The following is a 25,180-nucleotide window of genomic DNA, read 5'->3' as shown; positions in this document are numbered from 1 at the left end:
GGAATCGGCGGTGAGGGTGACGCTCACGTGCTCTCCTTCTGACGTCTGGACGTCGCTCGTCGGGGGTGCCGAGAACGTGTCCGGGATGGTGGTCAGGCGGCGGTACAGGCCCGCCTCCGGTGGTGCGGCGGATCGGTGCAACGGCCCGAACCAGTCGTCGACGGCCCGGGCGAGCTGCGGATCGGTCCGCATGCGCAGCTCGAAGGCGATGTCGCTGATGCCGAGCCCGTGCGAGTCCAGCAGTTCCCGCAGCTTCTGCAGGCGCTCGATCTGGCGCGGGCCGTAGTGTCGGTGACCGCCCGGCGTGCGTAACGCGGCGACGAGCCCGGCCTGCTCCAGGTACCGGAGCATGCGCTGGGACCAGCCGGTCGCGTCGGCTGCCTGCTGGATGGTCATGGACTGCATCGCGGCAAAATCTACCACTGTCGTGTCAGGTTTCGCGCGACGAACGGATCGAGCGGCCCGCCTCGTCACCCCGGCGTAAGGATTCCCCACCCCGAGGAGTGCGATGCGACCCCGTTCCCGCTCGACCATCGCGGTGCTGCTGTGCGCCGGGCTCGTCACGGCCTGCGGGAGCGGCGGTACCCGGCGCAGCGAGGGCTCGACGGGGCCGCCCGACCCGGTCGTGCACGCCCGGCTGGCCGGCGCGGTCGAGTACCGCTCCCCCGGGCACCACGCCACGCCGGCCGCGCGCGACGCGGACCTGCTCGCCCGGAGCGAGCAGGAGTTCAGCCTCGCCCTGCTGCGCCGCCTCACCCGGGGCGGCGCCGGCAACGTCTCGGTCTCGCCGGCGAGCCTCGGTCTCACGCTGGCCATGCTGCAGAACGGGGCGGCGGGCACGACCCGGGCCGAGATCGTGGCCGCCCTGCGCGCGAGCGGGCTCACCGGCGACCGGCTCGACGCCGGGTGGCTCGCCCTGAACCGGGCGTGGTCGGCCGCCGCCCGGCCCGGGTCGCTCACGCTGTCGAGCGCGAACGCGCTCTGGCTGCAGCGCGGCTTCCCGCTACGGAAGACCTTCCTGGCCGCGCTGTCGGGCTACTTCGATGCGGGCGTGTGGCAGACCGACTTCTCGAAGGGCTCGACCGCGGCCGACGCGATGAACCGCTGGACCTCCGAGCAGACCCACGGGCGGATCACCCGGCTGTTCGACCGGCTCGATCCGTCCACCGTGCTGGTGCTGGCCGACGCGATCTACTTCACGGCGGCCTGGGCCACCGCCTTCGACGCCGGACGCACGCAGGCCGGCCCGTTCACCCGGGCCGACGGCTCGACCGTGTCGGCGCGCTTCCTCACCGACGACCAGACCACCCGGCCCGTCGCCGTCACCCCGGACTGCTCCGCGGTGCAGCTCCCCTACCGCGGGGGGAGCTTCGCGGCGCTGGCCGTCATGCCGACCCGGCAGTCGCTGCCCGCCTTCGTCGACGGCCTGACGTCGGCCCGGCTCGACGCGATCGTCACCGCGCTGCGCCCCACGGCCGTCGACCTCGCGCTGCCCAGGTTCACGACGACGTCCGCACTCGACCTCGAGCCGGTACTGCAGTCACTCGGCATGCGCCGGGCGTTCACCGACTCGGCCGACCTGTCCCAGCTCTCCGCCCAGCCGACCAGGGTCGACCAGGTGATGCAGCGCGTGTACCTCGCGGTGGCCGAGAAGGGCACCGAGGCGGCGGCCGCCACCGGCATCTCGGTCGTGCCGACGTCGGTCCGCCCGAGCGGCCCGACCCTGCGCCTCGACCACCCGTTCCTGTTCCTGATCCGCGACACCGTGACCGGCGCGATCCTGTTCGCGACCCAGGTCAACGATCCGACGGCGGGCTGACCGAGGCGACGAAAGCGGTGCCGAGGACCGACATCGGCACCGCCGCCCCGGCACCGACGAACGCCGCCCGGCCGGGCAGGACGATCTCGCCGGGGCCGACGGACACCGACCCGTCGATGCACAGGACGATCGCCGGTCCGGCGATCTCGCCGCGCCCGGTCGACCGGGTGAGCCGGAAGTCGGGCACCGGCACCGAGAACGTGCCGCCGACGTCGTGCCACCGCGGCTCGGCGAGCTCGCGGAAGTCGGTGATGCGCAGCAGCTCGTCGACATCGACGTGCTTCGGCGTGAGCCCGCAACGCAAGACGTTGTCGCTGCTCGCCATGATCTCGACGCCAGTGCCGCGCAGGTAGGCGTGCACGTTGCCGGCCCCGAGGTAGATCGCCTCGCCCGGCTCGAGCACCACGTGGTTGAGCAGCAGCGTGAGCACGGCGCCGATGTCGCCGGGAAAGTCGTGGGCCGCGACGAACACGGGCCGCAGCGGGCCCTCGGTGGTGGCCCGGGCGGCGACCGCGGCGACCAGGGCCGCCGGGTCGTCGTGGGTCAGCACGGCGGTGAACGCGGCCCGGAGCGGGTCGGGCCCGCGCAGTCGCTCGGCCAGGAAGTCGAGCTCGGGCAGCGCGAGCTCGTCGAGCAACGCCAGCGTCCGAGCCACCGGCCGGAACCCGCACAGCGCCTCGAAGGGGGTGAGCGCGCAGAGCAGTTCGGGCTTGTGGTTGGCGTCGCGGTAGTTGCGGTGCGGTGCGGTGCGGGCCACGCCCGCGGCGTCCTCGGCGGCGAAGCCGGCCTGCGCCTGGGCGAGGTCCGGGTGCACCTGCATCGAGAGGGCCTTGTCCGCGGCGAGCACCTTGAGCAGGAACGGCAGCCGGGGTCCGAAGCGCTCGACGACCCCGGCGCCGAGCGTGGCGTCGGCGTCCTCGGCGATCACGGCGTCGAGGGCGATGTCGCTGCCGTCGATGCCGGACGGGTCGTCCGGGTGGGCCCCGAACCAGAGCTCGGCGACCGGCGTGCCGTCCGGCTCGACCCCGAGCAGCCGCGGGATGGCCGTCGGCGATCCCCAGTCGTAGCGGCGCGGGACGCCGACCAGCGGTGCAATTCGTGGCTGCGGCATCCGGCGATCGTAGGCCGCGGGCCGCGGGCCGGCCCGACGACGGCCGTCACGACGGCGGCGACCATCACCCACGACATGACCATGATGTGCCGGCCGCGATGTTGCTCACGACCGGCTCGCGCCGGCGGATGGACAGCCCACCTGCCCCGGTCACCAGCCTCAAGCGCCGCGGGGCAGGTCCAGGTCGGGGACGCCGTGGGCGGTGTTGCCGCGTCTCAAGCCACCGCAAACCTGGGGATACCTACTCGAACGCCGGACCGTCGTGCGACATCGTGCTCGGCGGGGCGGCTCCGGCGGGGAGGGCACCGGCGCGACCGCGATCGAGATCGGGCTCGAGGTAGATCACGCGCGCGGTGGGAACCGCAGCCCGCACCCGGGCCTCGGCGGCGTCGATCGCGGCGGCGACGTCGGGCAGCTCGGCCGAGGCCGGCATGGCGATCTTCGCGCCGACCAGCAGCTCGTCCGGGCCGAGATGCATCGTGCGCAGGTGGATGACCCGCTCGACGCCGTCGCCGACCAGGGCCGACTCGATGGCCCGCACCTCGACCGGCGCGGCCGACTCGCCGAGCAGCAGGCTCTTGGTCTCGATGACGAGCACGATCGCCACGACGATCAGCAGCGCGCCGATCGCGCAGGTGCCGATGCCGTCCCAGATCGGGGCGTCGGCGAGCACTGCGATGCCGACGCCGCCGAGCGCGAACACGAGACCGGTCAGGGCGGCGACGTCCTCGAGCAGCACGACCGGCAGCTCCGGGTTCTTGGCGTGCCGGATGAAGCCGAACCAGGTGTCGTCGCCCTTGAGGTGGCGCGATTCGCCGATGGCGGTCCTGAGGGAGAAGCCCTCGAGCCCGATCGCGATCAGCAGCACGATCACGGCGACGACGGGCGACTCGAGCTCGTGCGGGTGGCGCACCTTCTCGACACCCTCGTACAGCGCGAACAGGCCACCGGCCGAGAAGAGCATGAGCGCGACGAGGAAGCCGTAGACGTAGCGGTCGCGTCCGTACCCGAAGGGATGGTCAGCCGTCGCCCGCCGTTTGGCCGATCGGCCGCCGCGCAGCAGCAGACCCTGGTTGCCCGAGTCGACGACCGAGTGCACCCCTTCGGCCAGCATCGACGACGAGCCGGTGATCGCGAACGCGATGAACTTGATGACGGCGATGCCGAGGTTGGCGCCGAGCGCGGCGACGATCGCCTTCGAGCCGCCGGCGGCACTCATCAGTGATCCAGTTCCGCCGGCCCGCGCGAGCCGGGATCGAGGCCCAGCCCGAATGCCAGGTAGGCCGCGGTGAACTCCCCGAACGCGGTGGCTGCGGCGAAGCGGGCGAGGGGGTCGCCCGCCGGCACCGCGACACTCGACGACCGCAGGCCGAGTCCGGCCGCCAGATCGTGCAGCGCCTTCGCCGCCCGCCGGGCCGCGACCTCGTCGAGCTGGATCTGGGCGTCGGAGCGGTCGCCGAGCAGCAGGTCGTCGGCCGAGCCGTCGTCGCCGACCACGAGCAGCCGGGGACGGGTGGAGGGTCGATCGTCGATCCGGTCGCGGAAGAAGTCGTCGACGGGGGCGCCCCCCGCCCCACGCAGCAGCGACCCGGCGCGCCCGACGCCGTCGGGCAGCGACACCGACACCGAGTTGACCCCGGCGAACTGCTGGAGCGCGTCGGAGATGGCGCGCGCGGCCACCCCGGCCAGCGCACCCGCTCCCGCGATCAGCGGCACGGCCTCGGCGAACTCGACGGCCAGCGCCTTCGCCGGGTTGGTGAACGCGTCGCCGTTCGGTCGGCACGCCTCGGCCTGCTCGTCGAGGGCGTCGGCGACCTCGATCAGCAGGCCGGACGGGATCGGGTTGACCCCGAGCACGTCGAGCGCCTGCAGCAGCGGGGTCAACACCGACCAGCGGGCCGCGCGGGGGTGGAGGTCACGCGGGATCTCGGCGAGGGGCGCCCGCCCGGACGCCGCCGCGACCTGGCTGCCGGCCGGGGCGACCACGGCCATGGCCAGCCCGCGCTGCGCCCCCTGCGCGGCGAGCTCGGCCAGCCGCGGGTGCCGCCCGTCGACCGACCCGATCAGCAGCGCGTCGGCCGGACCGGCCCAGCGGGGCAGCTCGACGCCGTGCCAGGCGAGCGCGGGCGTGCGGGTGCAGCTCAGCCGGGTGACGAGCCGCGAGGCCGCCGACGGGGCGGAGTCGGTCGCGACGAGCAGCGCCCGCGGCATCTGCCCGCCACGCAGCCGCTCGATGCCGAAGTCGCCGAGGGTGTCGACCGCCCGGCGCACCTGCGCGCCGGCCGTGGCCAGCGACCACAGCAGCCGCTGATCGTCGCGCTGCTCGAGCCGGGCCGGCTCGTCCAGCAGAGCCTCGTCGAAGGCCATGCGGATCAGCCCTCGCTGCTGTGCCGCGGCGGCGCGGGCGAGCCCGCGGCCACGCCGATGCCGTGCGGACCGGGCGTGGCGTCGTCGAGCAACAACACCGGGATGCCGTCCTGGATCGGGAAGCTGGACTCGCAGAAGGAGCACACGAGGACGTCGGCACCGTCGCGGGATTCCTCCCGCAGCGGTGCGTGGTCGTCGCTCGGGCAGGCGAGCATGTCCAGCAAGGTCTCGTCGAGGGCCACGCTGCATCTCCTTCGGTTCGCCGCGGGTCGCGGCCGGTCGGTCAGTTGCGGATGACCGCGAGCGCCTCGTCGCGCACCTGTTCCATCTGCTCGCGGGTCGGGCCCTCGACATTGAGCCGCAGCAGCGGCTCGGTGTTGGAGGCCCGCACGTTGAACCAGGTGCCGTCGGTGAGCTGGACGGTCAGGCCGTCGAGCTCGTCGGTGTCGCGGGCCCGGCCGGCGAAGGCGGCCCGGACGGCAGCGACGCGCGCCGGCTGATCGTCGACCGTCGAGTTGATCTCGCCGGACGCGACGTAGCGGGCGTACTCGGCGGTGATGTCGGCCAGCGAGCTCGGCTGCTCGCCGAGCGCGGCCAGCACGTGCATCGCCGCGAGCATGCCGGTGTCGGCGAACCAGAAGTCGCGGAAGTAGTAGTGCGCCGAGTGCTCCCCGCCGAACACGGCGTCGACCCGGGCCATCTCGGCCTTGATGAACGAGTGTCCGACGCGGGTGCGGATCGGCACGCCGCCGTGTTCGCGCACGACCTCGGGCACCGCGTGCGAGGTGATCAGGTTGTGGATCACCGCGCTGCCGGGCGCCTTGGCCAGTTCGCGGGCGGCGACGAGCGCGGTGATCGCGCTCGGCGACACGGCCTCCCCCGCGGCGTCGACGATGAAGCAGCGATCGGCGTCGCCGTCGAAGGCGATGCCGATGTCGGCGCCCTCGGCCACCACCGCGCGCTGCAGGTCGACCAGGTTGGCCGGCTCGAGCGGGTTGGCCTCGTGGTTGGGGAACGAGCCGTCGAGTTCGAAATAGAGCGGGACGACGGTGAGCGGCAGCCCCGGCAGCACGGCGTCGCCCAGCACCGCCGGAACGGTGAACCCGCCCATGCCGTTGCCGGCGTCGATGACGACCCGCAATGGGCGGATCGCGCTCAGGTCGACGAGGTTGCGGAGGTACTCGGCGTAGGCGCCGAGGAGGTCGACCTGTTCGACGTCGCCCGCGCCCTGCGCCGCCGGCAGGCCGTCGGCCAGGTAGCGCGACGCCCGCTCGCGGATCTCGTAGAGCCCGGTGTCCTGGCCGATCGCGACCGCGTTGGCGCGGCACATCTTGATGCCGTTGTACTGCGCGGGGTTGTGGCTGGCGGTGAACATGGCACCGGCCAGGCCGAGGTGACCGGAGGCGAAGTACAGCATGTCGGTCGAGGCCAGACCGGCCTCGACGACGGAGGCGCCGCGGTGCATCGCGCCCTCGGCGAAGGCGCGGGCCAGACCCGGGCCCGACTCGCGCATGTCGTGGGCGGTGACGATGCGGTCGGCGCCGGTGACGTCGACGAACGCGGCGCCGATGGCGCGGGCGATGGGTTCGTCGAACTGTTCGGGGACGATGCCGCGGACGTCGTACGCCTTGACCAGTGCCGAGAGATCCACGTGCCGGAGCCTACCGACGCGGGCGGCGTCAGTGCGTCGGCGGCACCACGCGCAGGTGGCCGCGGCGACCGGTGGTGGCCTCGGCGTCACCCGTCCGGGCCACCGGGTCGGTGCGGGCGGCCTCGCGGACGGCGTCGGCCAGGGCCTCGAGGTCGTCGGCGTGCGGGATGGGCGACGGGAAGTCGCCGACGTGACGCATGACCTCCCACCCGCGCGGCACGGTCAGGCGCACCGCGTGCTCCTCGCACAGGTCGTAGGAGTGCGGCTCGGCGTAGGTGGCGAGCGGCCCGACGACCGCGGTGAGATCGGCGTAGGCGTACGTCAGGGTGGCCACCGCGGAACGGGTGCACCCGGTGCGCGTGCAGCGTCGCACGTGCCTCACTGGACGGTCCTCACAGCCTCGGACCTTAGCCCCCGCGCCGTCCCCCGGACCGCTTTGCCCGCTCCAGCGGGCGTCGTGTCGCGGAATCGGGTCCGATCAGGGCACGTCGCACTGCAAGGCCACCGGGCGGCTGGTGCCGGCGGCCAGGGTCACCGAGGTCGGGATGCCGCAGTAGGACGACGACACCCGGTACCGGCCGGCGGGCACGGTGAACACGGCGGTGCCGCCCTCCCCCGTACTCCCGTGCCACACGCGCCCGCGCGCGTCGCGGAGCAGCACGGGCTGCCGCTTCGCCGCCTGGCCGTTCATGGCCATGCGACCGTCGGGTCGCATCGGGCCGCCGTAGATGGCGATCCGGACCGAGAGCACGCCGGTAGCGGCGGAATCCGGCCGACTCGTGGACCGGGCGGGCGCGGTGCCGCCGCTGCCGGCGCAGGCGGCCGTGATCAGGGTGGCGACCACCCCGGTGATCGCGCTGGTTCGTGGGCTCATGGCCGTCTCCGTTCGTCACCCTTCTGACGCGACGGGACGCGAGCGCGGTTCCCGGTGGCCCCGGTGAGTACGGTGGCCCCGTGCGCAGCGAGAGCCGCTCGTCGGCCCGGCCGGGCCGCCCACCGCGCCGGCGCGACCGCCGGGGACGCGGGGTTCGCGGCTACCTGGCCCCGGTGGACGTCCCGCTGCACCGCACCCGGGCCGAGGTGTTCGACGACCTCGTCATGGACGCCGTCGAGGAACTCGAGGAGCACTGGGCCGCCGAACTCGCCGGCCTGGAGTTCGCGGTCGAGGACGTCCCGCCCTCGCAGCTCGACCCCGATCTCGGCCACGACGTCGTGCTCGACCGCGGTGTCGCCCTCGGCCAGTTGTTCCGCAACGGCCTGCCCGAGATCGAGCAGCCGGTGATCGTCGTCTACCGGCGTCCGATCGAGGCCCGGGCTACAGAGCCCGAGGATCGTGCCGATCTGGTGTTCATGGTTGTCGTGGACCTGGCCGCCGAGTTCCTCGGCCGCGACGTGGACGAGATCGACCCGCATTGAGCGACGCCTGCGGATCGATGAGACGCAAGGTTGGAAACGTTGCGATCGCGGTGTTGGTCGTTGCCGCGTGCAGCTCGGCGGCGCCGTCGTCCGCCGTCACGCCGCCGCCGACGATCGCCGGCTGCGCGCTGTTCCCGTCGGACAACCCGTGGCGCCAGGACATCTCGCACACCGCTCTGAGCCCCTACTCGGCGGCGTGGGTACGCAGCGTCGGCACCGCCGGGCACCTGCACCCCGACTTCGGCTCCGACCCGTCCTACGGCATCCCGTACACTCTGGTGCCCGGCGCGCAGGCCAAGGTGCCGATCCGCTTCACGGCCTACGGCTCGCAGAGCGATCCCGGCCCGTACCCGGTGCCGCTCACCGCCCGGGTCGAGGCCGGCAGCGACCGGCACGTCCTGGTCGCCTCGGGCAACTGCCACCTCTACGAGCTCTACGGCGCCTACCGGTCCGGCTCGGGCTGGGCGGCGGCGTCGGGTGCGGTGTTCGACCTGCACACGGATCGGTTGCGCCCCGAGGGGTGGACCTCGGCCGACGCCGCCGGGCTGCCGATCCTGCCGGGCCTCGTCCGGCCGGACGAGATCCGGGCCGGGCACATCGATCACGCGCTGCGCTTCACGGTGTCGCGCACGCAGAAGGGGTTCATCCACCCGGCCACCCACCAGGCCGGGTCGACGACCTCGACCTTGGTGCCCCCGATGGGGGCGCGCTTCCGGCTGCGGGCGTCCTACAACCTCACCCGCTTCCACGGGGCAGCGCTGATCGTGCTGAAGTGCCTGAAGAAGTACGGGATGATCGTCGCCGACAACGGCTCGAACTGGTTCATCTCGGGGGCCACGTACCGCGGCTGGAACGACACCGACCTCGATCAGCTCAAGAGCGTGCCGGGATCAGCGTTCGAGGTGGTGAACACCGGACCCGTTCGTCACTGAAGGGTCCGGTACGGCGCTAGACGACGCGGCGCTTGAGCCGACGACGCTCGCGCTCGGAGAGCCCGCCCCAGATGCCGAACCGCTCGTCGTGCTCGAGGGCGTACTCGAGGCACTCGCTGCGCACCTCGCAGCCGGTGCAGATCTTCTTCGCCTCGCGGGTGGAGCCACCCTTTTCAGGGAAGAAGGCCTCCGGATCGGTCTGGGCGCAGAGCGAACGCTCTTGCCAGCTCGCCTCTTCGGGAAGCCCGAAGAGTTCGGCGAGTTCATCACCGTCGACGGTGTGAGTCAGCTCCGTCACGACGACCTCCGAAGGTTGGCGGTTAGCGGGGGAATAACCGAATGACACGTTGCAAATTACACGCGTGTCGTTCCCGTTAGTCAAGCCAGCGGGCTGCTATTCCGCTGCGACACGCCGGACGAGGGTGTGCTATGTCCGTTTGATCATGATTTGGAGACCCCTCGGGCGTTGTGCCCGAGATGATGCCGGCGTCAGGGCGTCAGCCGATCCACGGTCAGTCGAGGGCGAGCGGCAGCGACGGCCGCGCGGCCCGACCCCCCACGCCGACCAGCGCGGCACCGCTGCTGACGGCGTCGACGTAGCCGCCCGCGGCGTCGACGGCGTCCGCCAGGGGGACGCTGTAGTGCCCCGGCACCTGCGTGCACGCGCCGAAGTAGTCGAAGGTGATCCGATCGGCGTGCGCGCCGACGCTGTGCCGGGTCGTGCCGTCGGCCGTGGTCCACAGCACCACGGCGCGGTCGTGCGCGATGCCCAGCACGAGCGACGACCCGTCGAGGTCGGCGAACTCGAGCGCCGGCGAGCAGTCGGCCCGCAGTCCGGTCACGACGCCGACGAGTTCCACGACCTGGTCGGAGTCGACGAGCTCTCCCTCGACGATCTCCTGCTGCAGCGGATCGAAGTATCGAAAGCGCACGACGGACCTCCCGCGGGGTTGTGGGATCGGTTCGGACGTCGCGCGCGGGGGGCACGCGGTGAGCTGACCGTACCTGGTCAAATCGGACAAGGGCAGGGGTTGTTCCTCAAGGCTTGCTGTGCATGCCACCGGCGGCGGACCGGCCGGCGCACGCGCGCGCGACCGCGTCGAGCACCTCGGCCACGACGGGCCGGGCGGCGACGCTCGGCCGGGCGACGGCGAGCAGCCGCCGCGTCAGCGCCGGCGCGCGCAGCGGGCGGACCTCGACGTCGGCGGCGTCGTCGGCGACCGAGCGCCGCGGCAGCACGGCCACGCCGTGCCCGCGGGCGACCGCCCGGACCAGCAGCAGCATGTCGTCGGTCTCCCAGCGGACCCGGGGCTCGAACCCCGCGGTGCGGCAGGCGGCCCGGACGGCCCGACCGCACGCGGCGTCCTCGGGCGGCATCACCCAGTCGGCCTGGGCGAGGTCGGCCAGGGTCGGGTTGCGTCGACCGTCGGCTCCGACGGGCCGGACCACCACGAGCGGCTCGGTCGCCAGCTCGCGCACCAGCGCACTCTCGGGCAGCGCCAGCGGCACGTAGTCGTACTCGTCGACGACGGCGAGGTCGACGTCGTCGCGCAGCAGCATGCCGATGCCCCGCTCGGGTTCGGTGGCGACGACCGAGACGGTGATGTCGGGGTCGCTCGACCGCAGGGCGGTCACGGCATCGGACACGACCGACCCGGCGGCGCTGGCGACGGCGGCGATGCGTACGGGACCGGCGACCGACCCGGCGAGACGGTCGAGGTCGGCCCGCGCGGCGGCGAGCACGTCGAGCACCTGGCCGGCGCGGGCGGCGAGCGCGTGGCCGGCCCCGGTGAGCACGACGCCGCGGGATGAGCGGTCGAGCAGGGCGGTGTCGGTCTCGCGCTCGAGCAGGGCGAGTTGCTGGGAGACCGCGGACGGGGTCAGGCCGACCACGCGCGCGGCGGCGGCGATGGAGCCGCGCAGCCCGACCTCGCGCAGCAGGCGGAGCCGGGCGACGTCCAGCGGAGCCGCATTGGTCATAAGTACAACTTACGGCATAGGCTAGCCAGACATAAGCAATCACGAGGAGCTGAGATGTCCGTCCCCACCCACGACACCCTGGCCGCGGAGGCGTCGGCGATCCTGGCGCGACTCGGCGTCAGCGCGCTGTCCACCGACGGCGACCTGACCGTCCGCACGCCGATCACCGGCGGCTCGCTCGGCCGCCTCACCGCTCACTCCCCCGCCGAGGTCGCCGAGACCGTCGGCGCCGCGCAGGAGGCGTTCCGCACCTGGCGCACCGTTCCGGCACCGGTCCGCGGCGCGCTGGTGCGCGAGCTCGGCGAGCTGCTGCGCGAGCACAAGGACGACCTCGGCGCCCTCGTGTCGCTCGAGGCCGGCAAGATCCGCTCCGAGGGCCTCGGCGAGGTCCAGGAGATGATCGACATCTGCGATCTCGCCGTCGGGCTGTCGCGCCAGCTGCACGGGCTGACCATCGCCTCCGAGCGTCCGGGCCACCGGATGATGGAGCAGTGGCACCCGCTGGGTGTCGTCGGCGTCATCAGCGCCTTCAACTTCCCGGTCGCGGTGTGGTCGTGGAACGCCGCGCTCGCCTTCGTCTGCGGCGACGCCGTCGTGTGGAAGCCGTCGGAGAAGACGCTGCTCACCGCGCTCGCCTGCCAGTCGCTGTTCGACCAGGCCGCGGCCCGCGTCGGCGCCCCGGCCGGGCTGTCGGCCGTCGTCCTCGGTGACGCCGCCGTCGGCGAGGCGCTCGTCGACGACCACCGCGTCGCCCTGGTGTCGGCCACCGGCTCCACCCGCATGGGCCGCGCCGTGGCTCCGCGCGTGGCCGGTCGCTTCGGCCGCCTGCTGCTCGAACTCGGCGGCAACAACGCCGCCGTCGTCGCGCCGTCGGCCGATCTCGACCTCACCGTCCGCGGCATCGTGTTCTCCGCCGCCGGCACCGCCGGTCAGCGCTGCACGTCGCTGCGTCGGGTGATCGCGCACTCCTCGATCGTCGATGAGCTGACCACGCGCCTCGCCGCCGCGTACGGCACGCTGCCGATCGGTTCGCCCCTCGACGCCGGCACGCTCGTCGGTCCGCTCGTTGACGAGGCGTCCTACCAGGGTTACGTCGACGCGCTGGACAAGGCGCGGGCCAACGGCGGCGTCGTGCTCGCCGGTGGCGAGCGGGTGCTGGCCGACGAGGCGTCCGACGCCTACTACGTGCAGCCGGCCATCGTCCGCATGCCGACGCAGTCGGACATCGTGCAGGCCGAGACGTTCGCGCCGATCCTCTACGTCATGAGCTATGACGACCTCGACGAGGCGATCGCGATGCACAACGACGTCCCCCAGGGCCTGTCGTCGTCGATCTTCACCCTCGACCTGCGCGAGGCCGAGCGCTTCATGGCCCCGGACGGTTCGGACTGCGGCATTGCCAACGTCAACATCGGCCCCTCGGGCGCCGAGATCGGTGGCGCGTTCGGTGGCGAGAAGGAGACCGGGGGCGGTCGCGAGTCCGGCTCGGACGCCTGGAAGTCCTACATGCGCCGCACCACGAACACGGTGAACTACTCGACCGAGCTGCCGCTGGCCCAGGGCGTGCAGTTCGGCTGAGTCCTGTCGTCACACGCCCGGCGCGTCAGGGTTTCCTGGCGCGCCGGTCGTGTCTCTCGGTGACGGCATCGGGCGGCCGATGGTCAGGTCAACTCCCCACCTCACCGAGGCAAACGACCACTCGCTCCCGGCGCACGGAATCTCTCGCAATCCCCTGTGCGGCAGGGGTTCCAGGGCCGTCTTCTGTCAGACCCCCTCCCTAGAATTCGATCTATGGACGGGGCCGGGATGCACGAGCGGGACGCTCTGCTCGACCGGTTGCTGTCCTTCCAGAAGGTGCATGCTGCTCTGCACGCGGAGGAGCAGCGGATGCTGGCCCGGCTCGCCGCTCTGCCGTTGCCGCCGTGTCTGGACACCCATGACAAGCAGTACGTGGTCGACGAGGTCGCGGCGGTGCTGCGGCTGTCGGGCCTGACGGCGTCGGATCGGGTGGCGACGGCGCAGGACCTGGTCGGGCGTTACCCGGCCACGCTGGACGCGCTGTCGCGGGGTGAGCTGACCCTCGATCATGCCCGGGTGTTGTCCGACGAGGCCCTCGGTCTGGACGACGCGACCGCGGCGCTGGTCGAAGCTCGGGTGCTTCAGCGGGCGGGCGGGAAGACGCCGGTGCAGTTCCGCGCCTGTGCCCACCGGGCGGTGGCGTCGCTTGACCAGCGCCCGCCTGAGGTGAAGCCCGATCCGCGGGAGGAGCGGCGGGTGTGCCCGCGCTACCGCAAGGACGGCATGGGTGAGCTCTGGGCGCTGCTGCCGGCCGAGGACCTCGCCACCCTGATGAACACGATCACCCAGCTGGCCCGCGCCACCCAGGGCATGGACGAGCGCACCGCCGAGCAGCGCCGCGCCGACGCCCTGGCCGATCTCGGCCGCGGCGACCTGCACCCCACCGCCGGCCCTGCCGTCGAGGTCATCGTCTCGCTGTCCACGCTGCTCGGGATGGACGAGCAGGCCGGCGAACTCAAAGGTGTCGGCCCCGTCCCGGCCGAGGTCGCCCGCCGCCTGGCCGATGACCCGACCGGCACCTGGCGGCGGCTGTTGACCGACCCGGCCGGTCAGGTGCTCGAGACCAGCCCGACCTACGCACCACCCGCGGCGATGGCCCGCTTCGTCAAAGACCGCGACACCACCTGCCGCTTCCCGGGCTGCCGCGCCTCCCGCACCGAGATCGACCACATCGTCCCGTGGCTCGCCGGCGGCCCGACCCACCCCGACAACCTGCACCTGCTGTGTCCTCGACACCATCATCTCAAGCACGAAGCCGGCTGGTCGGTCCACCGCACCCTCGACGGCGTCACCCACTGGACCAGCCCCACCGGCCGACACTTCGACAAGCCGCCTGACGAACTCCCCGTCGACACGACGTGCGCCGACCTCGACGTGCCGGCCCCGTTCTGAACTGACCCGCAGCCGGCATCACGCGCCATCGCCGGCCGTTCGCCGTCCCGTCCGGACATGAGGTCACCGCACCTGTCAGCGGCATGTCTGCATCGTTTGCGGCGAGACGCGGGCCGCAAGATCGTTGATCCTGGCCGCTCCATAAGCGACCAACGCTCCACGGTCTGTTCGTCGACCGAATTGGCCATCGCCTAGCGCATCGTTCGCGTCGCCATCTGGATCGGCAGCCGGATTGCTTGTTGATCAACGCGCCCGCAACAGGTCTGTGGACCTGCTCCCGGCGAGATGATCAAGGTCGCACGGCATTCGCTCATCGGGGTACCCCGCTGTCAGCTCTGAAGCGCGGTATCCAGGTCGGCCATCGCCATGGACGGGCTTTCGGCATGGCGAGGACGGCTTCCAGCGATCGCCTCGATTTCGGCGATGCTCGAGCCGAGACTGATTGCGTGCAAGTCGCGGCAGTGAGGGGCCGTGACGGCGATCGTGTGATCGATTGCGTGTTGGACCCGCAGCGGCCACCGACCGCTTCGCAGCCCATCGACGTACTTCGTGCACCCGGTGCTTTCCAGCGTGACCTTGCGATGCCACACCGAGAATGGTGATCCTCCGAGCAGCGTGATGTTCTGACCTTCGAGGTAGGTGTCGCGCAGCGGTGTGTACCGCAAGCGCGCGTAGTCAATGGTCCAGAGACCGTTCGAGTCGGTCAGAGGGGACGCCGAGATTGACAAGGATGTCGGTGCCACGGACGTTGTCGCATGTTCGGTCGAGGTAGCCGACCTCGGAGTTGAAGCGCTGCATCCTGCAACCAAGAGGACCGCGATCATCGCGAAGATCTTCACGCGACGGAACACTGACCCAACCCGGAGCGCTTGTCCACACCGTCTCGCCACGCGAGGCGACAGTGCAGCAATCGCTCATCGGTAAGGTCGCACGCCTTGCGCGGGGCGGAAGCGCGGATCTACTCTGCGCGCAGGATGCCCATCCGCACGATGTCCTCGTAGCCGCCCCGGACCCAGGCGTGCTCGCGCTGGCGACCCTCGATCACGAAGCCGGCCTTCTCGTACGCGCGGATGGCGGCCACGTTCGACGCGATCGCCTGGAGGTGGATGCGGCGCAGGTTGTGCCGCACGAACCCGAACTCGACGAGCTGGACGATCGCGGCCGTCCCGATGCCCCGCCCGCGGGCAGGCCGCGCCACGTTGATCCCGGCCTCGGCGTGACGGGCCAGGAAGTCGAAGTCGAACAGCGTCACGGTGCCGACGGCGCGGCCGTCGACGTCGATCACCAGCGACACGGGGTCGCTGTCGGCGTCGTTCTCGGCGGCCCGGGCGAGCCGCGCGTCGAAGCGCTCCCGGGTCAACGGCCGCGGCGCCCGCGGACCCCGCTCCTCCCAGGTGTCCAGGTCGGCCGCGATCTCGAACAGGACATCCAGGTCGTCGTCGGTGCGCGCGCGCAGCGACACGGTGGGCGTTTCAGGCACAGTCAGGACCCTATGCGGGCCGGGCAACCGAGATCGAACCGAGGAGCCTCGACGATCCAGCAGACTCGAGGTCGTGATCCCGCTCGCCGTACCCCCACGCCTGGTCGATCCCACGACCGCCGTCCGCACGTCCTACCTCGTCGGCGAGCAGGCCGACTGCCTGCTGCGCGGTACGCCGACGGAATGGCTCGGTCCGGCCGCGGACGACTTCGAGGCGTTCGTCGCCGAGCGCATCGGCGTGCGGGAACGGTGGGGAGTGCCCTCGACCGTCTACTGGTACGTGTCGGGCGAGTACTACCTCGCCAGCCTCGTGATCCGGCACCGGCTGACGTCGGAGCTCGAGCGGGCCGGAGGGCACATCGGCTACCACGTGGTCGCGCCGTGGCGGCGGCACGGACACGCGACCCGCATGCTCGGCGAGGCGCTCACCATCTGCCGGGATCAGCTCGAACTGGACCGCGTTCTGATCACCTGCGCCGTCGACAACGAGGCGTCGCGCAAGGTCATCCTCGTCAACGGCGGCGTACCCGAGGGTACGGCCGACGGCGAGGATCGCTTCTGGGTCTCGCTCAGCTGAGCGAACCCCGTCGCCCGCGGGCACGGTCAGCGCAGCACGCCGATCAGCAGCATCACTGTGGCCGCGACCATGACCGGCGCGAGGGTCACGAGGAGGATGTCGACCACGCCTTCTTTCGCCGCCGACGCCTGGTGGCGCCCGGTCGCTCCCGGCGCGAACCGCCGGCCGGCACCCCAGAGGGCCCCGAGTTGAGTCGCGAGCCAGTTGGCGTACGTCCCGTAGACGAGCAGGGCGACCGTGGTGATCCCCCAGCCGTGCGGCAGGTGAACCCGAGGCCACAGAAGGCCGATGAGGACGAGGAACGGTCCGTTGGTCATTCCCTGCAGGTGGCTGGCCACCCCCATACGGGGGTTCTTCAGGGCGGGCACCGCGAGCCCGGTCAGCAGGCCGAGGAGGAACAGCACCAGGCCCAGCGCGATCAGAGCGTCCTGCATGCGGTCAGAGGCTAGCTCCTTTCGGTGGCACTCGCTCAACTCAGCGTGAGCGCGGTGTCGTCGAGGACGAAGGACGTCTGCAGCTGGCTGTCCTCGACCCCGCTGAAGGTGAGGGTCACCGTCTGCCCGGCGAACGCATCGACCGACAGGGTCTTCTGGACGTAGCCCGTGGAGTGGTTGAGGTTCGAGTACGTCGCCAGCGTCGTCGATCCCATCTTCACGGTCAGCTTGTCGTAGGCCGTGCTGGTCGTGGTCTCGGCGGTGTCGACGTGCAGCCAGAACATCAGCGACGCGTGGCACCCGCTCGGGATGGTGACCGACTGCGACACGGTGTCGGTCGTGGCCGAGCCGTAGCCGTCGAGCCAGGCGTCCCAGCTGCCGCCGTGCGCGGGTTCGTTCGTGCTGTTGCTGAGCACACCGGTGCTCATGGTCCACGGCGCCGCCGCGCCCGTCTCGAATCCGGGGTTGCCCAACTGCTGGCCCGAGCAGCCGCCGGTGGTGGCGCCCACTGCCCAGGAGAACGACGTCGATCCCGAGGCACCGGTGGTGTCCTTCGCCGTCACCGTGACCGACGACGTGCCGGCAGTCGTCGGCGTGCCCGAGATCAGGCCGGAGGAGGGGTTGATCGTCAGACCGGCCGGCAGGCCGGTCGCCGAGTAGGTCAGCGTCTGTCCCGAGGCGGAGTCCGAGGCGCTGATCGGCAGGCTCGCGGCGGTGCCGACCGTACTGCTCTGGTTGCCCGGGTTGGTCACCGTGACACTGTTCGCCGGCGCCGTACCGAAGGCGACGTCGAGCACCGAGTGCAGCTCGATCGCGTTCGGGGCGACGCCGGTCTGACCGTGGTTGAAGTCGAAGAACCCGACGCCGGTGACGGTCACGGCGGTGTTCGCGGTCTTGAACGTGCCGCTCGGCGTGTACTTGGCGTCGAACTCGCCGCGGGCCTTCTGGATCGAGCTCAACAGCGGGCTCGACGCACCGACGCAGAGCGGGTCGGGGATCTCCGCGATCATCGTGCGGCCCGCGCTGTCGGTGAGCACGAGGTGGTAGTCGGAGTCGGCCTCGAGCTTGTACTCGGTGAGCGTGCCGCTGACCCGGTAGACAGTGGTCTCGGTCGGCGCGACGCGGTTGTTCGCCGGCAACGTGGCCGGAGCCGGGATGGCGTCGAGCGCGGCGATCGTGGTCGACGTCGTGGACTGCAGCGTGATCTTGCCGGCATCGGCGTCGGTGCCGGTCTTCACCGACCAGCGCTCGACCCCGCACGACCCGGTGGACGAGTTCGGCACGGCCCGGACGTCCTCGTGCTCCTCGGCGTCAGGTTTCGAGCTGCGGCGGTGGGTCACGACGCCGGCGGTGGCGACCGCCGCCGCGGTCAGCGCCACGATGGCCAGCACCAGGCTGAGCAGGATGTTCCGTCGTCGTCCAGCACGCATCGATGCCTCCGCGGTCACCCAGGAGAAATCCGGGCATTAGCCATGAATCGGATGAACGCCAGGAAGCATCCCGCACCCCGGCGCCACGCGCCAGAGGTCTTCGATGAACAGTCAGAGAGCGGCGAGCTTGCGGAAGTCCCAGCTGGAGATCTTCTTCGGCGTGACGCGGAGCCAGCCGTGGCGGCCGTCGTGGAACATGTTGCCGCCCCCGCTCGAATCCATGTACTTGTTGCCGAAGGCGAACTCGACCGCGGTGAGGGCGTCGTCGGGCTCGCCGGTGCGCGGGATGTCGCCGACGACCTCGACCGTGCCGGTGATCTCGACGCCGCGCAGCTCGAGGTAGTCGACCCCGGTGTCGACGGTGATGCCGATGCGCGGGTCGCGCGCCAGGTCGGCCCAGCGCTGGCTCTTGACGATCGAGTACAGCCACAGGTGCGTGCCGTCCCAGAGGTACCAGAGCGGGGTGGCGTGCGGGCCGTCGGGCGAGAGTGTCGCCACCCGGCAGGTGCGCTCCTCGGTCAGGAACGCGTCGCGCTCCTCGGTCGTCATCGCGATCTTGCGGCCACGCTTCTGCGGGCGGAGTTCGTCGTCGGACATGCGCCGGACGTTACTTGAGCTGCAATCGCGAGATGCGCCAGTGGCCGCCGTGCCGGACCAGCGTCATCTGCAGCCGGTTGCGGTCGGTGCGCGGCGTGCTCGACTGCGCCGTCGTCACGTTCTGGTCGAGCATCACGAACACCTCGGCCCTCGTCTCGGTCACCGTCCCGACGGCCAGGCCCTGGACGATCGCCGTCGACCGGCCCTGGTACTGCACGATCGCCGGACGCAGGCGGGTGCTGTCGGCGAGGTAGGTGTTCCGGAAGTCGGCGGTCAGGTGATTCGCGACCCGGGCGAAGTCGGCGTCGAGGTGGCGGTAGTCGTAGGAGCCGAAGTCAACGGCATAGGTGCGGGCGGCGGCCAGCGCGCTCGCCCGCGCGGCGTTGACGTGCTTCTGGTGCAGCCAGGTCGGGACGAGGATCGCGACGAGCGTGCCGAGCGTGAGGACCAGGACGGCCAGCACCGACACCGCGACCAGCAGGCCCTTGCTGCCCCGCCCGGTCTCGGCCTCGCGGTCGGCGGCCCGCTCGGCGCGACGCTGCTCGAGCTCCCGCAGCCGGGCGGCCTTGGCCTCGAGCTTCTCGGCCCGGGTGCGCGGCTTCGCCGCTGCCCCGACCGTCCCCGCCGCCTCGACCGTCTCGGTGTCCTCGAGCTCGTCGGTCCGGTTGCTCATCGTCGCGTCCTCACATCAGGGTCCAACGACATCGGACCGGTAGGGGTGCTCATCCGCCGGTCACGGCGAGCAGGAGGGACTGCCAGGAGTTGGCACCGAACAGGCGTTGCTGGCCGCCGTTGGTGCCGAGCCGGACGAGCGTTCCGTCGCTCGTCTGGGTCAGACCGGTCTGCGGGTCGTACGTACCGACCTGCCCGCCGGGCACCGGGGTGGCCGCGGCGCCGATCGGCTGCGTCCCGGCCGAGTCGGCCCCGACCCCGCCGCCCGGGCGCGGGGCGTTGGCCGCGCCGCGCACGATGCCCGGGCCGCAGCCGACCGCGTAGAGCCTGCCGGGCGTCGACGACAGCGGGTTCGGCAGCGGCAACCCGGTGCCGCACATCGGCTGGCTCTGGTTGAGGTCGGCGATGGCGAGCAGCGTGCCGTCGTGGACGACGCTCGGGGCCAGCCGCCCGAACTGCGGCACGGCGACCAGCAGCGAGCGCAGGCCGGGCACCCGGGCGGACTGGATGTCGCTCAGCGTGGCGAGGTTGCCGAGCAGGACGGTCAGCGCGGATCCGTTCTCGGCGATCACCGAGTTGATCAGCCGGGTGGTGGGCGCGGCCTGGCGCAGCAGCAGCCCGAGCCGGGGCGTGGACGCGGCGAGCGCGCCCGTCAGCGAGCGCAGCGAGGTCGCGAAGCGGTCGAACGCGCCGGCGTGGGCCGCGGCGCCGTGCAGCAGCAGCGCCGAGTTGCGCAGCAGGTGCAGCATCGCGTCCTCGCTCGAGGACAGCTGGTCGACGATCGTCGTCGTGTCGGTCAGGATCGACTTCAGCTGCGGCCCGGTGCCCTGGAACGCGATCGCGCCCTCGCGCCCGATCACCTGCAGGTCACTCGGGTTGATGCTGTCGACGAAGCGCTCGAGGTCGTAGAGCACCGTCGCGGTGGCGAGCGGCGTCGTGGTCCGCTCGCTCGGGATGACGCTGCCGCCGCGCAGCACCGACGTGCTCGGGCCGGTGGGAGTCAGGTCGAGGTACTGCTCCCCCACCGCCGACAGGTCGTAGACGTGGGCGATCGCGTTGTCGGGCACCCGCGTGCCGTGATCGATCGACAGCGTGGCGGTGACGCCGTCGGTGTGCAGGTCGACCGCCTCGACCGTGCCGACCTTCACGCCGCGGAACGCGACCTCGGCACCGGTGAAGATCCCGCCGGCATCGCGCAGCTGCACCGTCACGGTGAACGGCTGGTCGGTCACACGCACGCCGAGCAGCCCGAAGACCGTGTAGGACAGGATCAGCACCGAGATGACGCCGAACACGGCGAGCTGCGCGAGGACGGTGCGTCTCCTCACGGCAGGCTCCCGGACAGCAGCGTGCTCGTCGCGTCGCGCGGCGCGGCGGCACTGGTGTTGCCCCCCGCATCCGGACGCGCCGGCGGAGCGTTGAGCAGGAACTCCACTGTCGCCGACACCTTCACGTAGTCGCCCGGCGCGGCGTGCTGGACCGCGCGGCCGAGGGCCGACAGCGAACGCATCGCCGGGATCAACTCGTTCTGCCGGGCCCGCAGCGCGTCGAGCGTCGGACGCAGGTTGTCGAGGTCGGCGAGCAGCGCCCCCTGGCTGCGGGCGAGCAGGCCGTCGACGGTGCTCCCGAGCCGGGCCACCCGGGTCAGCAGCTCGCGCACCCGCCCGGTGTCGTCGGCCAGCGTCTGGAGCGTCGGCGGGAAGAGCGCGAGCGCCTGGGTGACGACCCCGTTGCCCTGGTTCAGAGCCTTCGCCATCGCGGCGAGGCCGTTCAGGGTGCGGTCGATGTCGCCCTTGTGCGCGTCGAGGTTGCCGATCACCCTCTGCAGCTGGACGAGCGCGTCCCGCGCGTTGCCGGTGCGGCCGTGCAACGCGCGGTCGAGCTCGGTCGCGATCGTCTGCAGCTTGGCGAGGCCGCCGCCGTTGAGCAGCGCCGAGACCGCGGCGAAGGTGTCCTCGATGCTCGGCGCGTTGCTGGTCTCGCTCAACGGCACCGACGCCCCGTCGGCGAGGGTGCCGCGCGCCGGGGTGCCCGGCGTGACCGCGATGAAGTCCTCGCCGAGCGGCGTGGTGAACCGGATCTGGAAGCGGGCGTCCCGGCCGAGCACGAAGGTCTTCTCGATGGTCAGCCCGACCTCGGCGACGTAGTCGTGCGTGTCGATGGAGGTGACCTCGCCGATCAGCGCACCGCCGTCCTTCACCTTCGCGCCGAGGGCCAGGTTCTGAACGTCGCCGAACGCGGCGGTGACCCGGTAGGTCGGCCCGCTCGTCCCGGCCGGCGCGGGCAGGTCCTCCAGGCCGACGCTGCAGCCGCTCAGGGTGATCGCGACGAGGACGAGTCCCAGCGCGGCTCTCATCGCCGCCCCACGTAGTGGGTGAGGTCGAGGTCGGGCGTCTGCGGCGAGCCGGGCGGGCCGGTGCGCTGGGCGAGCAGTCCGACCTGCGCGCCGCACGCCGTGTGCGTCGCGGTCGCTCTGCCGAGCTGGGCGTTCTGGGCCAGGATCGGCAGCAGCGAGTACATTACGCTGGCGCCGCAGTACCTCTGCACGAAGGCCCATGCGTCGGAGGTGAAGTCGAGCCGGGCGTAGAGCGCCGGGCAGCTGTTCGGTGCCCCGGTGGCCGACGGGCAGGGCGCGTTCGGGTCGATCGCCCGGTTGAAGTTCTGGAAGCCGAGCGGCGCGGTGTCGAAGGTCTGGATGAGCGCCTTCTGCTCGCCGATCACCGTGCGCAGGGTGGTGTCGAGGTTGTGCACCGACGCGCCGAGATGCGCCTTGTTGCGTGCGATGAACGTCGCGACCTCCGTCAGCCCCGTCTGCAGGTTGGCGATCGCGGCCGAGATCGTCGCCCGCTCGTCGGCCAGCTGTCCGGTCGCCCCGGCGAGGTCGTCGTAGAGACGGTTGATCGTCGCGTCGTGCGCGGCCAGCTCGGTGGTCAGCGAGTCGAGGCCGGTGACGAGCCGCTTGAGGTCGTCGGGGTGAGCGGTGAGGGCCGGCAGCGCGGCCGAGATCTTGACGATGGCCTCGTGGAGGCCGCTGCCGTTGCCGTTGGCGAGCTGGGCGAACGAGTGCAGTACCGAGGTGAGCGCCCCGCCGCTGTTCGCGCCGGCCGGGCCGAGGGTGCGCGACAGGTTGTCGAGACTGGCGTCGATCGAGTCGAGCTCCAGCGGCACGACGGTGTGCTTCGTGTCGAGCACGGCGCCGTCCTTCGCGGCCGGGCCGCCGGTGTACGGCGGGGTCAGCTCGACGAACCGGTCGCTCACCGGATTCGGTGCCATCAGCACGGCCGTCGGGTTCGCCGGCACCTTCACGCTCGTCGGCAGCTCCAGCACGACCTCGACCCAGCTGTCCTCCGGCGTCACCGAGACGACGTGGCCCTTCGGCACACCGAGGATGTCGACGCTGTTGTCGGCGTAGAGACCGGGCGTCGCCACGAAGCGGGCCGTCAGCCGGTACGTGGCCCCGCCGCCGGCGATACGGACGAGGGCGACGGCGCCGACGACGAGCAGCCCGACGGCGCCGGCGGCGACGAGAACGCGGCCGAGCCCGAGGCGGTCGAGGATCGCGGTCACGGGTTGCACGGCTCCGACGATCCGGACGGGTTCGTGCCGCAGCCCGCGATCTGGTTGTCGGGGACGACCGCGGTGGGGGTCAGCAGATCGAGCCAGGGCCCGGAGCCGGTGACGTTCGTGATGTTCACCGAGAACTGCCCGAGGTTGACGATCGCGGCCGCCAGCGCCGCCTTCTCCTTGACGAGCACGCCGGTCACCGAGTCGAGGTTGGCCAGCAACCGGCCGAGCTGGGCCGAGTTGCGCTCCATCAGGCGCGACAGCGCCGCGCCCAGACGGGCGGTGTCGCGCAGCAACTGCGTGATCACCGCGTGCCGCTGTTGCACGAGGCGCAGGAACTCATCGCCCTGGATGAGCAGCCCGACGAGGGCGCCGGAGTTCTTGTCGAGCGTGCGGACGATGGTGTCGGCGGCGGTGAGGATGCTGCTGATCTCGCGCTGCTTGCCGGCCAGCGTGCTCGACACGTCGGCCAGCCCGCGCAGGGCGGCCTTGACGTCCCGGGGGGCGATGCCGCTGATCGTCCGGGCCAGGGTGTTCAGCGAGGTGCGCAGCTGCGGCACGTTCGTCTTCTGCGAGAACTCCCCGAACGCGTCGAGGGCGCCGAGCAGCGAGTACGGCACCACGGTGCGCCCGACCGGGATGGTCGTGCCCTCGCTCATCGTGCCGCCGCCGGACGACTCGACCTGCATGAACAGGTTCCCGAGCACGGTGGCGACCTCGATGCTGGCCCGGCTCGCGCCGCCGAGCCGGATGCCGGCCTTCAGCGAGAACGCCACGTGCACGTGGTCGCCCGCGACGTCGACGGCGTCGACCGAGCCGACGCTGATGCCCTCGACCCGCACGTCGTCGCCGCTCTTCAACCCGTCGGCGTTGGCGAAGTCGGCGTAGTAGGTGGTGGTCGGGTCGACGCCCGGGATCTTGTCGAGGTTGACCGCCGCCAGGATCGCGACCACGGCGAGCAGGGTGCCGACGATCGCGACCGACACCTGGTTGCGTTCCCGCATGGGTTTGATCATCGACAGACCTGCGTGTGCGCGGTGGTGCCGCCGACGCGACCGTTGGGCAGGGCCAGCGGCAGCGGCGACGCGAGCCGGCCGAGGGCGACGCCGCCGAGGATGCCCGTGGCCACGCCGCCCAGGCCGGCCAGCGGTCCGCCGAGCAGGCCGGTCAGGCCGTTGACCGCCTGCGTCGCGGAGATCGAGACCGTGCCGTAGGTGCGGACGCCGATGTTGCAGGCGTAGACGTTGATCCAGTTCCCGTACTGCGAGGTACGGGAGAACGTCTGGAACGCGCTGGCGAAGCCGGTGAGCAGCGAGTCGACCGTGCCGGTGTTCTGCGCCAGCACGCCGGTGAGCGACGACGCGTCGGCGACGTCCTGCGGCAGGCTGTGCGCGTCGAGCCGGTCGAACAGGCCGCCGACCGAGCCGATCAGGCGGTCGACCGCGTCGAGGGAGTCGACGATGGCCGGGCCCTCCTCGTGCAGCTGCGCCGTCAGCGCGTGCAGGGTGGTCAGCACGCCGGCCAGCTGGTCGTCGTGCTTGCTCACCGTCGTCAGCAGCGTCGACAAGCTGTCGATGACCGTCGCGAACGTCGTGTCGCGGTCGGCCAGGTTGCTCGACAGGCTCGCGGTGCTGGCGATCAGGTCGTCGATGCGCGCGGTCTGCCCCTGCAGCACGTCGATGATGTCCTGCGAGAGCTCGTTGACCTGCTGCGGCGTCAGCGCGGAGAACAGCGGCCGGAACCCGTTGAACAGATCGGTGAGCGACAGCGCCGGCGCGGTGCGGCCGGCCGGGATCGTCGCCCCGGGCGCGAGCGTCGCGCCACCGCTGTCGACCGGCTGGGTCAGCGCGAGGTAGCGCTGGCCCAACAGGTTGGCGTAGCGCACGACGGCCCAGGTCTGCGAGGTGACCGCCTGGTGCCGGTTGGCCGTGAACGTCACGAGGGCGTGCTCGGCGTCGACCAGTTCGACGGCCGTCACCTTGCCGACCGGGACGCCCGACACCCGCACCGGGTTGCCCACCCGCAGTCCGGACACGCCGTCCGCGCCGCCGAAGATCGCGCGGTACGAGTCGGTCGTGCCCGTGTGCGGACCGGTCAGCGTGGTCAGCTCCATGGCGGCGAGGAAACCGGCCACCAGCAGGAACGCGATCAGCCGGATCAGCGGCTTGCGGATGCTCACG

Annotated in this window: 26 protein-coding genes and 2 pseudogenes; 6 read left to right on the top strand and 22 right to left on the bottom strand. The window is 71.9% G+C overall.

Going from position 1 to position 25,180, the window contains the following annotated elements:
* Nucleotides 1-216: 216 nt before the first annotated feature.
* Nucleotides 217-396: pseudogene (locus VGN18_RS20720) on the bottom strand (MerR family transcriptional regulator); the annotation flags it as partial.
* Between the two features lie 112 nt (nt 397-508).
* Between VGN18_RS20720 and VGN18_RS20715 the strand changes: the two are divergent.
* Nucleotides 509-1,819: a serpin family protein gene (locus tag VGN18_RS20715; RefSeq protein WP_327541629.1), complete on the top strand. Its 1,311-nt coding sequence runs from the start codon at nt 509-511 to the stop codon at nt 1,817-1,819.
* On the opposite strand, the gene manA is transcribed toward VGN18_RS20715, so the two are convergent.
* The 7 genes from manA to VGN18_RS20680 form a co-directional block, all read right to left on the bottom strand.
* A complete protein-coding gene (manA, locus tag VGN18_RS20710; protein WP_327541628.1) occupies nt 1,797-2,930 on the bottom strand; it encodes a mannose-6-phosphate isomerase, class I in 1,134 nt (377 codons plus the stop codon). The two genes, VGN18_RS20715 and manA, sit on opposite strands and share 23 nt — an antisense overlap.
* A gap of 241 nt (nt 2,931-3,171) precedes the next feature.
* Complete coding sequence (locus VGN18_RS20705; protein WP_327541627.1) at nt 3,172-4,149, bottom strand: cation diffusion facilitator family transporter; 978 nt, start codon at nt 4,147-4,149, stop codon at nt 3,172-3,174.
* On the bottom strand, nt 4,149-5,297 hold the full coding sequence (locus VGN18_RS20700; protein WP_327541626.1) for a hypothetical protein: 1,149 nt from the start codon (nt 5,295-5,297) through the stop codon (nt 4,149-4,151). Before VGN18_RS20700 ends, VGN18_RS20705 begins: the two co-directional genes overlap by 1 nt.
* 5 nt (nt 5,298-5,302) lie before the next feature.
* On the bottom strand, nt 5,303-5,539 hold the full coding sequence (locus tag VGN18_RS20695; protein ID WP_327541625.1) for a Trm112 family protein: 237 nt from the start codon (nt 5,537-5,539) through the stop codon (nt 5,303-5,305).
* 41 nt (nt 5,540-5,580) lie between these two features.
* Nucleotides 5,581-6,948 carry a phosphomannomutase/phosphoglucomutase gene (locus tag VGN18_RS20690; RefSeq protein ID WP_327541624.1) on the bottom strand — a complete coding sequence of 456 codons (1,368 nt, stop codon included), beginning with the start codon at nt 6,946-6,948 and terminating at the stop codon, nt 5,581-5,583.
* Between the two features lie 28 nt (nt 6,949-6,976).
* Complete coding sequence (locus tag VGN18_RS20685; RefSeq protein ID WP_349259984.1) at nt 6,977-7,330, bottom strand: DUF3499 domain-containing protein; 354 nt, start codon at nt 7,328-7,330, stop codon at nt 6,977-6,979.
* Between the two features lie 96 nt (nt 7,331-7,426).
* A complete protein-coding gene (locus tag VGN18_RS20680; protein ID WP_327541623.1) occupies nt 7,427-7,822 on the bottom strand; it encodes a hypothetical protein in 396 nt (131 codons plus the stop codon).
* Between the two features lie 80 nt (nt 7,823-7,902).
* Here VGN18_RS20680 and VGN18_RS20675 point away from each other — a divergent pair, with 80 nt between their 5' ends.
* Both VGN18_RS20675 and VGN18_RS20670 read left to right on the top strand, forming a co-directional pair.
* Nucleotides 7,903-8,364, top strand: a complete 462-nt coding sequence (locus VGN18_RS20675; protein WP_327541622.1) for a metallopeptidase family protein — start codon at nt 7,903-7,905, stop codon at nt 8,362-8,364.
* Between the two features lie 50 nt (nt 8,365-8,414).
* Nucleotides 8,415-9,296: a hypothetical protein gene (locus VGN18_RS20670; protein WP_327541621.1), complete on the top strand. Its 882-nt coding sequence runs from the start codon at nt 8,415-8,417 to the stop codon at nt 9,294-9,296.
* A 16-nt stretch (nt 9,297-9,312) separates the two neighbouring features.
* On the opposite strand, the gene VGN18_RS20665 is transcribed toward VGN18_RS20670, so the two are convergent.
* The 3 genes from VGN18_RS20665 to VGN18_RS20655 form a co-directional block, all read right to left on the bottom strand.
* Nucleotides 9,313-9,585, bottom strand: coding sequence for a WhiB family transcriptional regulator (locus tag VGN18_RS20665; RefSeq protein WP_414655084.1), 273 nt, complete (start codon nt 9,583-9,585; stop codon nt 9,313-9,315).
* A 223-nt stretch (nt 9,586-9,808) separates the two neighbouring features.
* On the bottom strand, nt 9,809-10,228 hold the full coding sequence (locus VGN18_RS20660; RefSeq protein ID WP_327541619.1) for an Imm1 family immunity protein: 420 nt from the start codon (nt 10,226-10,228) through the stop codon (nt 9,809-9,811).
* Nucleotides 10,229-10,334: 106 nt separating this feature from the next.
* Entirely contained in the window at nt 10,335-11,276 is a 942-nt protein-coding gene (locus VGN18_RS20655; protein ID WP_327541618.1) for a LysR family transcriptional regulator, read from the bottom strand.
* A gap of 54 nt (nt 11,277-11,330) precedes the next feature.
* On the opposite strand from VGN18_RS20655, the gene VGN18_RS20650 reads away from it, so the two are divergent.
* Entirely contained in the window at nt 11,331-12,854 is a 1,524-nt protein-coding gene (locus VGN18_RS20650; protein ID WP_327541617.1) for an aldehyde dehydrogenase family protein, read from the top strand.
* 213 nt (nt 12,855-13,067) lie between these two features.
* Nucleotides 13,068-14,246 carry an HNH endonuclease signature motif containing protein gene (locus VGN18_RS20645; protein WP_327541616.1) on the top strand — a complete coding sequence of 393 codons (1,179 nt, stop codon included), beginning with the start codon at nt 13,068-13,070 and terminating at the stop codon, nt 14,244-14,246.
* A gap of 329 nt (nt 14,247-14,575) precedes the next feature.
* On the opposite strand, the gene VGN18_RS20640 is transcribed toward VGN18_RS20645, so the two are convergent.
* On the bottom strand, nt 14,576-15,085 hold the full coding sequence (locus VGN18_RS20640; protein ID WP_327541615.1) for a hypothetical protein: 510 nt from the start codon (nt 15,083-15,085) through the stop codon (nt 14,576-14,578).
* Between the two features lie 119 nt (nt 15,086-15,204).
* Nucleotides 15,205-15,726 carry a GNAT family protein gene (locus tag VGN18_RS20635; RefSeq protein ID WP_327541614.1) on the bottom strand — a complete coding sequence of 174 codons (522 nt, stop codon included), beginning with the start codon at nt 15,724-15,726 and terminating at the stop codon, nt 15,205-15,207.
* A gap of 73 nt (nt 15,727-15,799) precedes the next feature.
* On the opposite strand from VGN18_RS20635, the gene VGN18_RS20630 reads away from it, so the two are divergent.
* Entirely contained in the window at nt 15,800-16,303 is a 504-nt protein-coding gene (locus tag VGN18_RS20630; RefSeq protein WP_327541613.1) for a GNAT family N-acetyltransferase, read from the top strand.
* A gap of 26 nt (nt 16,304-16,329) precedes the next feature.
* Here VGN18_RS20630 and VGN18_RS20625 read toward each other — a convergent pair whose 3' ends face one another.
* From VGN18_RS20625 to VGN18_RS20585, 9 genes and pseudogenes are all read right to left on the bottom strand, one after another.
* Nucleotides 16,330-16,737: a hypothetical protein gene (locus VGN18_RS20625; RefSeq protein WP_327541612.1), complete on the bottom strand. Its 408-nt coding sequence runs from the start codon at nt 16,735-16,737 to the stop codon at nt 16,330-16,332.
* A 35-nt stretch (nt 16,738-16,772) separates the two neighbouring features.
* Nucleotides 16,773-17,711, bottom strand: a pseudogene (locus tag VGN18_RS21155) (Ig domain-containing protein); the annotation flags it as partial.
* A gap of 567 nt (nt 17,712-18,278) precedes the next feature.
* Nucleotides 18,279-18,764 carry a pyridoxamine 5'-phosphate oxidase family protein gene (locus tag VGN18_RS20615; RefSeq protein WP_327541610.1) on the bottom strand — a complete coding sequence of 162 codons (486 nt, stop codon included), beginning with the start codon at nt 18,762-18,764 and terminating at the stop codon, nt 18,279-18,281.
* Between the two features lie 10 nt (nt 18,765-18,774).
* Nucleotides 18,775-19,437, bottom strand: coding sequence for a hypothetical protein (locus VGN18_RS20610; protein ID WP_327541609.1), 663 nt, complete (start codon nt 19,435-19,437; stop codon nt 18,775-18,777).
* Nucleotides 19,438-19,486: 49 nt separating this feature from the next.
* Nucleotides 19,487-20,764, bottom strand: coding sequence for an MCE family protein (locus VGN18_RS20605; RefSeq protein WP_327541608.1), 1,278 nt, complete (start codon nt 20,762-20,764; stop codon nt 19,487-19,489).
* Nucleotides 20,761-21,792: an MCE family protein gene (locus tag VGN18_RS20600; RefSeq protein ID WP_327541607.1), complete on the bottom strand. Its 1,032-nt coding sequence runs from the start codon at nt 21,790-21,792 to the stop codon at nt 20,761-20,763. Before VGN18_RS20600 ends, VGN18_RS20605 begins: the two co-directional genes overlap by 4 nt.
* On the bottom strand, nt 21,789-23,012 hold the full coding sequence (locus VGN18_RS20595; RefSeq protein WP_327541606.1) for an MCE family protein: 1,224 nt from the start codon (nt 23,010-23,012) through the stop codon (nt 21,789-21,791). Before VGN18_RS20595 ends, VGN18_RS20600 begins: the two co-directional genes overlap by 4 nt.
* Nucleotides 23,000-24,004: an MCE family protein gene (locus VGN18_RS20590; RefSeq protein ID WP_327541605.1), complete on the bottom strand. Its 1,005-nt coding sequence runs from the start codon at nt 24,002-24,004 to the stop codon at nt 23,000-23,002. The genes VGN18_RS20595 and VGN18_RS20590 overlap by 13 nt, the downstream gene beginning before the upstream one ends.
* 8 nt (nt 24,005-24,012) lie before the next feature.
* Complete coding sequence (locus tag VGN18_RS20585) at nt 24,013-25,179, bottom strand: MCE family protein (protein ID WP_327541604.1); 1,167 nt, start codon at nt 25,177-25,179, stop codon at nt 24,013-24,015.
* Nucleotide 25,180: the final 1 nt, after the last annotated feature.

It is taken from the genome of Jatrophihabitans sp. (assembly GCF_036000465.1).
Taxonomy (GTDB): Bacteria; Actinomycetota; Actinomycetes; order Mycobacteriales; family Jatrophihabitantaceae; genus Jatrophihabitans.
The sequence above is the reverse complement of the archived record's forward strand: the minus strand, read 5'-3'. Positions and strand labels throughout refer to the sequence as shown.